Origin of the sequence: Synechococcus sp. H70.1 (genome assembly GCF_047502705.1) — a bacterium.
In the GTDB taxonomy this organism is placed as follows: Bacteria; Cyanobacteriota; Cyanobacteriia; order Thermostichales; family Thermostichaceae; genus Thermostichus.
Genome location: NZ_JANSIV010000081.1, coordinates 20,849 through 33,178, shown reverse-complemented (window position 1 = coordinate 33,178; position 12,330 = coordinate 20,849). Strand labels below are relative to the sequence as shown.

The window sequence follows — 12,330 nt, the reverse complement described above, 5'->3', positions numbered from 1 at the left end:
CAATTAGCCAAGTCAGCAAAACAGAGCACACTGCCAACAGCAAGGTGGCGCCGGCACGGGAGAGAATAAGCTGCGCCACCGGCACGCGATAGGTGTAGCTGACGCCAAAATCCCCCTGCAGCAGATTGCCCAGCCAGGTCAAATACTGCCAAATCAAGGGCTTATCCAGGCCCAGCCGTGCCTCTTCCTGGGCAATAAACTCTTGGCTGACACTGGGATCCGCCCGCAAGGGATCCAAAAAATCACCGGGAGCCAGTTGCAAGAGCAAAAAGCTAAGCACCGTGATCAGCAGTAGCACCGGCACCGCTTGGGCCAGCCGCTGCAAGACCAAGGCCAGCGGTGGCCACAGACTGAAAGCGCGCCTGCTAGGGGAAGAGGAGGTTACGGCCACAGACAGAAGTCGGGTTGAGCGGGGTTCAAATCTCAACGGAGTGGAATTCCTGTCGAACTATGCTGCCATTCTTCGGCCCAGATTTCCAGCCTGCTACCCGGCTTGGAACAGGGTGCAGCAGGAGAATTGGGGGTTAGGCCGCTCCGGCAGGCGCAAGCCAAGGCGGTAGACTAGTCAAAAGCTTTTTCGATGAGTTGCCGTTGGGAAGATCTCTTGCGAAACCTGTTTCTTACCGGCGCTAGCGGCTGTCTGGGGCACTATGTGTTGGAGCGCCTGGCCCAGGAAAGGGATCCCGAGTTTCCAGAGCGGCCCGCCTACCACCTCTACCTCCTTATCCGCAATCCCAGCCGCCTGCGGCTGAACTTGGAACGGCTGCCCGCCCCCATCACCCTGGTGCTCGGCGATCTGCTGCACATCCGCGAGCACGCTGCCCTGCTGCAGCAGATGGATGGTCTGATCCACATGGCGGCGGCTTGGGGGGATCCCACCCTAGCCTGGGCGGTGAACGTTACCCACACTCTGGAGCTCTTTCAGTTGTTGGATCCCCGGCGCTGCCAGCAGGTGATCTACTTTTCCACCGCCAGCCTTTTGGATCAGGCGTTACAACCCTTGACCATTGCTGGCCAGGTGGGCACAGATTACATCCGCAGCAAGTATGTGATGCTGCTGCGGCGGCGGGAAAGCTGCTTCTGGCCGGATCGGCTGCTGACGCTCTACCCCACCCTACTGTTTGGCGGCAGTCCCCACCACCCCTATTCCCACATCACCGCTGGCCTTAAGGATGTGCTCCGCTGGCTAGATCTCATCCGCTTTTTGCGGATAGACGCCAGCTTCCACTTCATCCACGCTGCCGATGTGGCAGAGATGGTGGCCTACTGGGTAGCCCATCCGCCCGGTGGCGGCGATTGGGTGTTGGGCAACCCCCCTCTGTCTGTGGATGAGTGCGTGGAACAGGTGTGCGCCCATTTCAGAAAGCGGATCTACTTCCGCCTGCCCTTGCCCCTCGGACTCCTCCGCAGCTTGGCTTTTCTGTTTGGGGTGCGGCTTTCGGCGTGGGACGAGTACTGTCTGCGCCACCGCCATTTTGTCTATCCGGCCCTCTCGCCAGCAGGCCTGGGTTTGCCCTGCCACTTCCCCACTGTAGCCTCTCTTCTGGATGCTTACCTCTAGGCCGCTTTTTCCCTCTCCCAGAGGAGGTGGGGTTCACCGGACTTCAAAAGGGATTAGCTAGGAGGGGCGGCCACTTCTCCAATAGCCAAGGCTTGCAGCTGAGCGGCAATGCGCTCCCGGTTAAGCCTCTGCCCGATGAACACTAGGCGGGTCAACCGCGGCTCTTGCGGGCGCCAGGGCCGGTCGTAGTAGGTTTCCAATCGCCCTCCCACTCCCTGCAGCACCAGCCGCATCGGCTTGTGGGGCACGGCCACAAACCCCTTCACCCGGTAGAGGCATTCCTCTTGAGCCAGTTGGCGCAGTTGGGCAACTAGGGATCCCGGCTCATAGCTCCCCTCCAGGCTCAGGTAAAAAGACTCGAAGGCCTCGTGCTCGTGGTCTTCTTCGTGATCGTGGTGGCTGGGGCGGCGTTCAAGTTGGTCTTCCACGGCTGCGTTGAAGCCCAAGAGCACTTCTGGGGCCACCTGGCCCCGCTCACAGGGGAGGACTCGAACCTCAGGGCGCAATTGTTGCCGCAGCCAGCTCTCCACGCGCGCTCGCTCTGACAACGTGATCTGATCCACCTTGCTCAACAGCACCAAATCGGCGCAGCTCAACTGATCCGCAAACAGCTCCTCAATGGGCGTCTCGTGATCCAGGCTCTCGTCTGCCTGCCGCTGCGCCTCCAGGGCCGCCAGATCCCCCACCAGTTGTCCAGAGGCCAGGGCCTGGCCGTCCACCACCGCAATCACCGCATCCACCGTGGCGCCAGTGCGTAGGGTGGGCCAGCGGAAAGCCTGCACCAGGGGCTTAGGCAAGGCCAATCCTGAAGTTTCAATGAGAATGCCGTCCAGCTCCGCCCGCCGTTGCAGCAGGGTCTCCATGGCAGGCAAAAATTCCTCCTGCACTGTGCAGCAGAGGCAGCCGTTGGCCAGCTCCAAAATCGGGATGGAACCCTCTCCCGCGCAGAGTTGGCAGTCCCGCAGCAGTTCGCCATCGATGCCCACTTCGCCAAACTCATTGACCAACACCGCGAGACGGCGACCGCCACTGTTGAGGAGGAGGTGACGGATGACAGTGGTCTTGCCAGATCCCAGAAAGCCAGTGATGACGGTAACCGGGACTTTGTGCATCTTCCCTAAGGATTCGGCTTCCCCAGTTTCTACCCTCCCCTCCGTTCTTGCCAATCCTGGTGGGGAGGATCCCACAAAAAGGCCCCCTAGAGGGGGCCAAAGGTCTATTCCAAGGAGACGGATGCCCTTACCGGATTGGCTTCATCCGGTAAACCGGCTCGTCCTCACGGCTAATCCCTTTCTCAAAGCCAGCGGCGGCAGCACGGGCACGACCGGCATGCCACAGGTGGCCAACGAAGAACAGGAAGCCCAAGATGAAGTTGTGGGCCGCCAACCAAGTGCGGGGGCTGGTGAAGTTCACCGTGTTGATCTCGGTCGCCACACCCCCCACCGAGTTCAGGGATCCCAGTGGCGCGTGGGTCATGTACTCCACCGCACGGCGAGCTTGCCAGGGTTGGATGTCGTTCTTCAACTTATCCAAGTCCAGGCCATTGGGGCCCAGCAGCGGCTCTTTCCAGGGAGCCCGCACATCCCAGAAGCGCATCGTCTCACCCCCAAAGATGATCTCGCCCGTGGGAGAGCGCATTAGGTACTTACCCAGACCGGTGGGACCTTGAGCTTGGCCAATGTTTGCCCCCAGGCGCTGGTCGCGCACGATAAAGGTAAGGGCTTGCGCCTGCGAAGCCTCTGGTCCCGTGGGTCCGTAGAACTCACTGGGGTAGACGGTGTTGTTGAACCAGATGTAGCAGGTGGCAATGAAGCTCATCAGCGAGACCGCCGCCAAGCTGTAGGAGAGATAGGCCTCTCCCGACCAGATGAAGGCACGGCGGGCCCAGCCAAAGGGCTTGGTGAGGATGTGCCAGATGCCACCGGCAATGCAGATGATGCCGATGTAGATGTGGCCACCAATCACATCCTCCATGTTGTCCACACTGATGATCCAGCCTTCCCCACCAAAGGGAGACTTGAACAGATAGCCGAAGATTACTGCCGGGTTGAGGGTGGGGTTGGTAATTACCCGCACATCCCCACCGCCAGGAGCCCAGGTGTCATAGACACCGCCAAACCACATAGCCTTAGCCACCAACAGGAAAGCCCCCAACCCCAAGAGGATGAGGTGGATTCCCAGGATGGTGGTCATCTTGTTCTTATCTTTCCAGTCGTAGCCAAAGAAGGGGAAAGACTGCTCCAGGGTTTCTGGGCCGCGAATGGCGTGATAAACACCCCCAAACCCTAGCACAGCACTGGAGATGAGGTGCAGTACACCAATGACAAAGTAGGGGTAGGTGTCCACCACTTCGCCGCCTGGGCCAACTCCCCAGCCCAAAGTAGCCACGTGAGGCATCAGGATCAGGCCCTGTTCATACATGGGCCGATCCGGCGTGAAGTGAGCCACCTCAAAGAGCAGCATCGCTCCCGCCCAGAAGACCATCAAGCCAGCATGAGCTACGTGGGCGCCCAAAAGCCGACCGGAGAGATTGATTAAGCGGGCATTCCCAGCCCACCAGGCAAACCCGCCTTGGGTGCGATCTTGCACCACCACTGAACCAAGTGTTGTCGAGGTCACAGAGACCAACCTCCAATAATCAGGACCAGAACAAAACTAGGATAAGCACCTGCTGCTGGGATCCCTGCCCACTGGGAGGATCCCGCGGGCAGGTGCTTAGTCCCTAGAACGTTTGCAGCTCAAGTCAAGCAAACTGGGTGGATTTAGAGAGCATTGCCGCGGGGGAGGACTTCCTCGGGGAACTCAAAGTGCTCATGCGGCTGATCCTGCGGCGCCATCCAGGCGCGAATCCCCTCGTTGAGCAAAATGTTCTTGGTGTAGAACGTCTCAAACTCGGGGTCTTCTGCCGCCCGCGTTTCCTGACTAATGAACTCATAGGCGCGCAGGTTCAGCGCCAACCCCACTACCCCAATGCTCGACATCCACAGACCAGTTACCGGTACAAACAACATGAAAAAGTGCAGCCACCGCTTGTTGGAAAAGGCAATCCCAAAAATCTGGCTCCAGTAGCGGTTAGCCGTCACCATAGAGTAGGTTTCTTCCGCTTGCGTCGGCTCAAATGCACGAAACGTGCTTGCTGCTTCCCCATCCTTGTAGAGGGTATTCTCTACCGTGGCCCCATGGATGGCACACAACAGCGCTCCACCCAAAACGCCGGCTACCCCCATCATGTGGAAGGGGTTTAGCGTCCAGTTGTGGAACCCTTGGAAGAACAGCAAAAAGCGGAAGATCCCGGCCACCCCAAAGCTGGGGGCAAAAAACCAGCTGCTCTGCCCCAGGGGGTAAATCAGGAACACGCTCACAAATACGGCAATTGGTGCGCTGAAGGCAATGGCGTTGTAGGGCCGCACCCCTACCAGACGGGCAATCTCAAACTGCCGCAGCATGAAGCCAACCAAGCCCAGCGCCCCATGGAAGGCCACAAAGGTCCACAGGCCGCCAATCTGGCACCAGCGGGTAAAGTTCCCCTGGGCTTCTGGGCCCCAGAGCAGGAGCAGGCTGTGCCCCATGCTATCGGCTGGGGTGGAAACGGCCACTGTCAAAAAGTTGCACCCTTCCAGGTAGGAGCTGGCCAACCCGTGGGTGTACCAAGAGGTTACAAAAGTAGTGCCAGTCAGCCAGCCGCCCAGGGCCAGATAGGCGCAGGGAAACAGCAGCAGCCCCGACCAGCCGATAAAGACAAATCTGTCGCGCTTGAGCCAGTCATCGACGATGTCGAACCATCCTCGCTCCTGGCGTACGCGTCCCACTGCTATGGTCATAGGACGATCTTCTCCTTAAAAATTGATGAGAACGCTAATGAAGCTACAAACTTTGCTTCCTAGAGGCAAGACCGCGGCCTAGGTATAAAAACCTAAACCCTTGGGGAGCTACAGGGATCCCCACAAGCTACCCCAGAGCCAGCGGACAAGTCCTTCTACCCTTGGCAGGACTAAGCCTGGGCCAGTAAAGACTTGTAAATTGCTCTCATTATAGAAGCAGGGAGCCCGCTCTTAGCAAGTCTATAGTGACCGGGATCTTTACAAAGCGTAATCTTTGCAGCTTTCCTGCGCTTGGGAGGGGCTACCCAACTGCTGGTAAAGTCCAAGAGGAAAATCCGATATCCTAAGGACAGGGCACTTTTCTAAGGCAAATCCATGGCTAGCGAGATCTTGACCATTGCTGGGATCTCCATTGTCTTAACGTTGGCAGGTTTGGCGCTTGGGTATGGGATCCTGCGCCTGACCCAAGGTGGGACGGAGTAGAGCCTGGCGGCCAATCTGAGAAGGGGGACCAGTCCTGCCAGGAGGGATCCCAAGCTGACTATGCTTGAAAACGCGATTGTGCTAATCACCGGCGCCAGCAGCGGTATTGGTGCAGCCTGTGCCACGCTTTTTGCCCGTTCTGGAGCCAAACTAATCCTGGTGGCCCGCCGTCAGGAGCGGCTGCAGGCGCTGGCTGCAGAGTTGCAGCAGGCCTACGGCACTTCCTCCCACCTATTGCCGTTGGATGTGCGGGATGCAACAGCCGTGCAGCAGGCGCTCCAGTCTTTGCCGCCAGCTTGGGCTGAGATTGACATCTTGATCAACAATGCTGGCCTTAGTCGCGGCTTGGACAAACTCCACAGGGGGGATGTGCGAGATTGGGAGGAGATGATCGATACCAACCTTAAGGGCTTGCTGTACGTTACCCGCGCCGTCTTGCCTGGGATGGTGGAACGGGGGCGGGGCCATGTGGTCAACATTGGCTCAATTGCCGGTCGACAGACCTATCCTGGCGGCGCCGTCTATTGCGCCTCCAAAGCCGCTGTGCGGGCTATCTCCGAGGGGCTGAAGCTGGACCTGCTCGGCACCCCTATTCGCGTTACCGAGATCCAGCCTGGCTTAGTGGAAACTGAGTTTAGCCAGGTGCGCTTCCGCGGTGACCAGGAGCGGGCAGCAGCGGTCTATCGGGGCCTCACCCCCTTGACAGCAATGGATGTGGCTGAAGTAGTGCTCTTTGCCGTTACGCGTCCCCCCCACGTCAACCTCAGCGAAGTCCTGCTGGTACCCACTGACCAGGCCACCACGACAATGGTGCATCGCCGCTAGGGTTGACACTCCCACCAACCAATCCCAAAGCGGGACGGAGTCCTTTCGCGCTAGCAGGAGGGAGGGTTACCAAGCTACTCTGCTGGGTAAAGATCCAGAGGGCGGGTTCTCTCTCCGTTCGCTTGTTCGGCCCTCACCCCCCATCCCTGGGCGACAATGGGGGAAAGGGGGTGGGGCCCATGGGACTGGAAAGCGGGATCCTCATTGGGTTAAGCATTGGCCTACTCGCTACGCTGATTTCCCTCTGGCAGAGCCGGCGCCGCTTTAGCCGCCAATTGCAACAGTTGGGATCCCTGCTGCACGTGGCCCTGCCTCTGCAGCCGCCTGAACAGATGCTCAGCCGACTTAGTCGCCACCTCCGCCACCAAGAGCTGGAGTGGGCTAGCCAAAAACGATATCTCCAGGACTGGCAGTATCTCAGCCAACATCTGCCCTGGGGGTATTTGCGGGTGGACGAGAACAATGTTGTCTTAGAGTGCAATCCTGCCGCCCAGCGCCTACTGCGCATTCATCAGTGGCAGCCGGGCATCAAGCTCCTGCTGGAATGGGTGCGCTCCTACGAGTTGGATCAGCTCATTGAAGCCACCCGCCGCCAGGAAGCCAACACGCCCATCCAGAGCCGCGAATGGATCTTCTACCCTCCCGGTGGCGAGGACAAACCGGTTCCGCTGCGGGCTTGGGGTCTGCCCTTACCCCAGGCCCATGTGGCCATCTTTTTGGAAGACCGCTTGGAGGCAACTCTACTGGTGCAGCAAAGGGATCGCTGGGCCTCGGATGTGGCCCACGAGCTGAAGACTCCTCTCACCTCGATTCGCCTGCTGGCGGAAACCCTCCAAAGCCGAGTCGATGCTGCGCAGGCAGTTTGGGTGGAACGATTGCTCAATGAGACGTTGCGCCTTAGCCAGCTGGTGCAAGACTTGCTGGAACTGAGCACCCTCAAGTTGGGGGCCGCATCCCGCTCCCAATGGCGCTGGGTGGATCTCACAACTTTGGTGCGCGAAGCTTGGCAAAGTCTGGAACCGCTGGCCAAGTCCCGCCAGCAGGAACTGTATCTGACCAGCCCTTCCCAGCTCTATCTCTGGGGGGATGAGCAGCGCCTCTATCGCCTCATCCTCAACCTTTTGGATAACGCCGTCAAATATAGCGGGCCTGCCTCTCCCATCTACGTGATGGTCTCAGACCAGGGATCCCGGGTGCGGCTGGAGGTCTACGACCATGGCCCTGGCCTGCCGGAGGATCAATTTGAGCTGGTCTTTCAACCCTTTTACCGCACCGATGCGGCACGGGCCCGCAGCAAAGGCGGCACGGGCCTAGGCTTGGCAATTGTGCGCCAGATCGTTGAACTTCATGGGGGCACGATCCAGCTGCGCAATCACCCGCAAACTGGTGGGCTGTGGGTTCAGGTGGAATTGCCCCGCCAGCACCCCGAGGGCTTATAAGGAAAACGGCTAGCCCTGCTTTTTGCAATCCAAGGGGGAAGGCTGAGATTTCCTCCTCTAGGACTATCCAGCCGGGAAGCGATCCCCTAGAATTACTCTAGGTAATCCTTACAGTTCGCACCTTAGGCATTGGGAATGGGCGCAGACTATCATTCCGCGGACTTGCTGTCGGAACGGGAACTGCAGGTCCTTGAGTTAATCGCAGCTGGCATGACCAATCAGGACATTGCAAAGCGCTTGGAAATCAGCAAGCGCACTGTTGACAATCACATCAGCAACATCTTAAGCAAGACGCGGACGACAAACCGCGTTGCGTTGGTGCGATGGGCGCTGCAGTGGGGAAAGGTGTGCTTGGATCAGGTTAATTGCTGTGCCTTGAGCAACGACAAAATTGCTTGATCCTCCTTTGCAAGAGTCTATCTTCTACCTTCACCCATCGAGCACCCCAGGAAACCGCGGTGGCTGGGAAAAAGCCGCGGGCCTGGGCTCCGCTTGCAACAGCCGTTGACACAGCTGCGCAATCTGGGCTGGGCTGGCCTCATCCAGCCAGCGGTGGAAGGCTTGGGATTCGCGGATCCAGCTAAGTAGCTGCGTGGGGATCTGTTCTGGCCCCTTCAACGCCGCTAGCCACTGCTGGGGCAGGCCAGTCGCTGCCGCCAGGGCAGCGGGATCCCAGGGCTCTGCCTGGCTAAGTTCCCGCAGTTGGGCAAGTTGCTGAGGGAGGTGCTCCCAGGGGTGGGCAGAAGCAGCCAGTACCAGAGTCTGCGGCTGCACCTGCTGCAGCAGCTGGGCCAGATCTTGCGGCAACCAGGGCCAGCGGGCCAGTACAAGAGCTGTTTTGGCTGAGGGGAGCACCTGCTGCCTAAGAGGAAGGGGTTGCCCATCGTAGTAGAGGGCTTTCTCCAGAGCATCCGGTAGGGGGCATTGCCGATAGTCCTCAACCTGGAGGCGAGGGGCGGAAACGGTGGGGGCCTGCCACTCTCCCGCAGGACGCACCGCCAGCACTCTGCCCCACCAGGGTTGTCTGCCCCGCTCCTCTGCTTCCAAGCAGAGGGCAATGTCTACAGCCGGGCACTTCTGCCAACGCTCCAGCTCTTCGCCAGCTTCCCAAAACCAGAGGGTACGGGATCCTGCCTTGCCTTGGAGTTGAAACCTAAGATGGCGGCCATCGCGAGAGACTCTCAGAGTAGATCTACTGGGGCGGAAGTTCATCAAGGCTACCACAGGGTTGGGATTGCCGTGGCCAAAGGGCTGGAGAAGCTGCAGCTGTCGATACACTTCGTCTAGCTCCGCCACCCCATCCCGGCCCTGGGCGGCCAGCCGATCCCAGTCGAGGAGGATCTCCACTGCTAGGACGCGAGCTTGCTGAACTGGGCTAACCTGCGCAGCTAGCTCTCGCCGCAACGCCAGTTGTACAGCAGCCAGGCAAGCCAGATCTACTTGGATCCCAACAGCCATAGGATGCCCCCCTCCCCGCTGCAGGAGGGGGCGCACCGCCTCAATGGCCCTTAGCAGGTTCACCCCTGGAATCGAGCGGCCCGACCCGTAGCCTAGCCCTGTGCTCTCGTCTTTGGCAATCAACACTGCTGGGCAACGGTACTGCTCCGCCAAGCGCGCCGCCGCAATTCCCAAAACCCCCGCTTTCCAACCGCTTCCGGCCAAGACAATGGCCCGCTCTCGGGCCAGATCTAGGCTCTCCAGCTGCTGAGTGGCTTCCTGCAGCACTTGTTGGGTAAGCTGGCGACACTCTTCGCTAAGGGCAAGGAAATGCTCCACCAGGGCCTGGGCCCGCTGCGAATCGGAGGTGGTCAACAGCTCCACTGCCAAGCTGGCATCTTCCAAGCGGCCAATGGCGTTCAGCTTGGGGGCAAGGCCAAAGGCAATGTCTTGAGCTGTTAGCGCTCCTGGAGAGGAGCCGTTGCTTACCCAATCTAGGAGAACCCGTAGCCCTGGGCGCCGCGTCTTGGCCAGTACGGGTAGCCCCCGCTGGACCAAGTAGCGACACTCCCGCTGCAACACTGCCACGTCGGCTACGATCCCCACCGCCACCAGATCCAGGTATTCCTCTACGCCCGGGATCCCTAGCGCTTGGTAGAGGGCCTCCGCCAGCTTGTAGGCCACTCCCACCCCTGGCAGAAAGCGCAGCGGGTGGTCTTCTGGCAGACGCAAGGGATTGATGACAGCATAGGCAGGGGGCAAGGGATCTGGCAGGGTGTGGTGATCCGCCACGATGACATCCACCCCCTGGGCTTGGGCCAAAGCAATCTCGGCAGCATTGCCTATGCCGCAATCCACCGTCAGGAGCACTTGGCAGCCCTGAGCCAGCACCTGCTGTAGCCGCTGGGAATTGAGTCCATGGCCTTCGCTGCTGCGCAGCGGTAGGGTGAACTGGACTTGGAAGCCCAAGGGTTGTAAAGCCGAGAGCAGAAGACTGGTGCTGGTGACGCCATCGCAGTCGAAGTCCCCCCAAATGCAGAGGGTTTCTCCTCTTTCCCTGGCTTCCAGCAGCCGCGCCACCGCCCGCTCCAGATCCGGCAGGGATCCCGGCGGGGTGGGGGAATAGCAGTCAGGATCGACAAAGGCCCGCGCCTGTTCCCGGCTGTGCAGCCCGCGCAAGGCCAGCACCTTGGCTGCATACTTGCCGTATTCTCGGCTCAGCTCCGGATCAAACTGGGGTGGAGTGGGCAGCAGATCCCAGCGGTATTCCATGCCAACGGGTTGGGCCGGCCCCCGGGCCGACAGGGATAAAGCTCCTTAGGAGCGTATCAAAAACTGCCCAGGGAGAAAATCCCGGAAAGCAAAAGCCGGGGTGAGCGATCCCTGCCAACCTGCTATTGACAGCAGTGAGAGGCCACGCAGCAAGGGGAGGGGTGGGCGTGGTCATGGGTGGCACAGGCTTTGCTGCAGTAGAGTTGGCCTTCGTAGCGATAGCCTTGGCTGCTTTCGAAGCTGCAGTTGCAGTGGTCACAGGCGCAACGAACAAGGGTGGTAGCAGACATGATTTTTTCTCCTTGCTTGAACTGAGGGATCCTCTTGTCGAAGATCCGTGTCGCTATACCTTAGCAGTTGCTCGGCAGCGGCGCCGGAACAAGAATCAGACTCAATTTGTGGCGATTCCAAATCAAAGCAACCCCAACTCCCCTGCTGGGAGAGGGGCGGGGGGTGAGGTCATCGCAGCAGAGGTTAAGAGAAGCCCATAGCCCTCCAGCTAGTTATTGACTATGATGCGGGCGTGAGGTGTGAATAAGTGCCTAGGTGATGGCGACCCAAAGGATTTGCTTTGCCCAAGTCTCAGATGTTCACCTAATGCCGGAGACGGGGTGCCGCTGGTGGTGGATGTCCGATTCCCCTCGCCGCCAGTTGGAAGCTGCCGTTGCCCACCTTAACCAGGTGCCTGAGCTGGACTTTGTCGTGTTCACCGGCGATCTGGTGGACCAGGCCGACCCAGAAAGCTTTGAGTTGTTTCGGGAGATTCTTGCCCAACTGCGGGTGCCCTACTACCTCAGCCTTGGCAACCACGATGTCGACACTCTGAGGAGAAAGGGGCGCTTTGATCGAGAGCAGTTTATCCGCTGGTGCCAAAGCCAATTTCCCCTCTTCCCAGCCCCCACTGGCTATGTCGACTACAGTCTTTCCCCTCTGCCCGGGATCCGCCTAATTGCCCTTGATGCCAGCCTGGGGCCTTTTCCCTTGCCCCAGGGGGTGCTGCGCCCCTCCCAACTGCGCTGGCTGGGCGAACATCTGCAAGCAGTTTCAGAGGAATGGCTGATCCTGCTCATCCACCAACCACCTTTTATTGCCCCTACACAAGTGGATGCGGTTGTATTCCGCAACTACCGGCTTCACAGGGAGCCAGCTGCCGCCCTCCATGCTCTCTTAGCGAGTCACGGGCGGGTGGTGGCGGTGTTGAGTGGACATCTGCATGTGCCAAAGGTCCAGGTGCGAGACGGGATCCCCTATCTGACAGCACCTCCTCTGGTGGGGCCAGTCTCGGCCCTGCGGCTGTTCGAGGTGGATCTCAACCCCCGGCGAGGGATCCTACGCTACCACTGGGTTTACCCCCTGGACCCAGGACCCAGGCCGCTCTGGCATGGCTTGGTAATGGGGACACGTCGGGATCGCTGGGGACAGATCCCTCTGCGCGCTGGAGGAGCCCGATCTACCCTGCCAGCCGCTGCTGCCCAATAAAAATCCTAAAGCT

At 59.6% G+C, this 12,330-nt stretch carries 11 protein-coding genes and 1 pseudogene; 6 read left to right on the top strand and 6 right to left on the bottom strand.

The genetic code is table 11. The annotated features are described in order from the left end of the window. Positions 1 to 391: pseudogene (locus NW827_RS06240) on the bottom strand (ABC transporter permease); the annotation flags it as partial. A gap of 213 nt (positions 392 to 604) precedes the next feature. On the opposite strand from NW827_RS06240, the gene NW827_RS06235 reads away from it, so the two are divergent. Continuing rightward, on the top strand, positions 605 to 1,561 hold the full coding sequence (locus tag NW827_RS06235; RefSeq protein ID WP_414404272.1) for an NAD-dependent epimerase/dehydratase family protein: 957 nt from the start codon (positions 605 to 607) through the stop codon (positions 1,559 to 1,561). A 53-nt stretch (positions 1,562 to 1,614) separates the two neighbouring features. On the opposite strand, the gene cobW is transcribed toward NW827_RS06235, so the two are convergent. From cobW to psbD, 3 genes are all read right to left on the bottom strand, one after another. Further along, complete coding sequence (cobW, locus tag NW827_RS06230; RefSeq protein WP_414404273.1) at positions 1,615 to 2,673, bottom strand: cobalamin biosynthesis protein CobW; 1,059 nt, start codon at positions 2,671 to 2,673, stop codon at positions 1,615 to 1,617. 127 nt (positions 2,674 to 2,800) lie between these two features. Then, entirely contained in the window at positions 2,801 to 4,180 is a 1,380-nt protein-coding gene (gene psbC / locus NW827_RS06225; RefSeq protein WP_414362916.1) for a photosystem II reaction center protein CP43, read from the bottom strand. 143 nt (positions 4,181 to 4,323) lie between these two features. Next, entirely contained in the window at positions 4,324 to 5,382 is a 1,059-nt protein-coding gene (gene psbD, locus NW827_RS06220; RefSeq protein WP_414362918.1) for a photosystem II D2 protein (photosystem q(a) protein), read from the bottom strand. 375 nt (positions 5,383 to 5,757) lie between these two features. Between psbD and NW827_RS06215 the strand changes: the two genes are divergently transcribed. From NW827_RS06215 to NW827_RS06200, 4 genes are all read left to right on the top strand, one after another. Next, positions 5,758 to 5,865, top strand: coding sequence for a PetM family cytochrome b6-f complex subunit 7 (locus tag NW827_RS06215; RefSeq protein ID WP_414362920.1), 108 nt, complete (start codon positions 5,758 to 5,760; stop codon positions 5,863 to 5,865). A gap of 60 nt (positions 5,866 to 5,925) precedes the next feature. Next, a complete protein-coding gene (locus NW827_RS06210) occupies positions 5,926 to 6,690 on the top strand; it encodes an SDR family oxidoreductase (RefSeq protein ID WP_414404274.1) in 765 nt (254 codons plus the stop codon). A gap of 179 nt (positions 6,691 to 6,869) precedes the next feature. After that, positions 6,870 to 8,129, top strand: a complete 1,260-nt coding sequence (locus NW827_RS06205) for a sensor histidine kinase (protein WP_414404275.1) — start codon at positions 6,870 to 6,872, stop codon at positions 8,127 to 8,129. 135 nt (positions 8,130 to 8,264) lie between these two features. After that, positions 8,265 to 8,528 (top strand): helix-turn-helix domain-containing protein, encoded by a 264-nt coding sequence (locus NW827_RS06200; protein ID WP_414362925.1) that lies wholly within the window; start codon positions 8,265 to 8,267, stop codon positions 8,526 to 8,528. A gap of 30 nt (positions 8,529 to 8,558) precedes the next feature. Here the strand turns inward: NW827_RS06200 and recJ are convergent, their stop codons facing one another. Beyond that, the gene (recJ, locus tag NW827_RS06195) at positions 8,559 to 10,838 is read right to left on the bottom strand and encodes a single-stranded-DNA-specific exonuclease RecJ (RefSeq protein ID WP_414404276.1); all 2,280 of its coding nucleotides are present in this window, start codon (positions 10,836 to 10,838) and stop codon (positions 8,559 to 8,561) included. Positions 10,839 to 10,960: 122 nt separating this feature from the next. Then, the gene (locus NW827_RS06190) at positions 10,961 to 11,128 is read right to left on the bottom strand and encodes a hypothetical protein (protein ID WP_414404277.1); all 168 of its coding nucleotides are present in this window, start codon (positions 11,126 to 11,128) and stop codon (positions 10,961 to 10,963) included. Between the two features lie 259 nt (positions 11,129 to 11,387). Between NW827_RS06190 and NW827_RS06185 the strand changes: the two genes are divergently transcribed. Then, positions 11,388 to 12,317, top strand: a complete 930-nt coding sequence (locus tag NW827_RS06185; RefSeq protein WP_414404278.1) for a metallophosphoesterase family protein — start codon at positions 11,388 to 11,390, stop codon at positions 12,315 to 12,317. Positions 12,318 to 12,330 lie beyond the last annotated feature (13 nt).

Coding starts and splice junctions, on each gene's coding strand:
- NW827_RS06200 (WP_414362925.1), top strand. CDS start 8,265: ATGGGCGCAGACTATCATTCCGCGGACTTGCTGTCGGAACGGGAACTG.
- NW827_RS06210 (WP_414404274.1), top strand. CDS start 5,926: ATGCTTGAAAACGCGATTGTGCTAATCACCGGCGCCAGCAGCGGTATT.
- recJ (WP_414404276.1), bottom strand. CDS start 10,838: ATGGAATACCGCTGGGATCTGCTGCCCACTCCACCCCAGTTTGATCCG.
- NW827_RS06205 (WP_414404275.1), top strand. CDS start 6,870: ATGGGACTGGAAAGCGGGATCCTCATTGGGTTAAGCATTGGCCTACTC.
- psbD (WP_414362918.1), bottom strand. CDS start 5,382: ATGACCATAGCAGTGGGACGCGTACGCCAGGAGCGAGGATGGTTCGAC.
- NW827_RS06185 (WP_414404278.1), top strand. CDS start 11,388: ATGGCGACCCAAAGGATTTGCTTTGCCCAAGTCTCAGATGTTCACCTA.
- NW827_RS06215 (WP_414362920.1), top strand. CDS start 5,758: ATGGCTAGCGAGATCTTGACCATTGCTGGGATCTCCATTGTCTTAACG.
- cobW (WP_414404273.1), bottom strand. CDS start 2,673: ATGCACAAAGTCCCGGTTACCGTCATCACTGGCTTTCTGGGATCTGGC.
- NW827_RS06190 (WP_414404277.1), bottom strand. CDS start 11,128: ATGTCTGCTACCACCCTTGTTCGTTGCGCCTGTGACCACTGCAACTGC.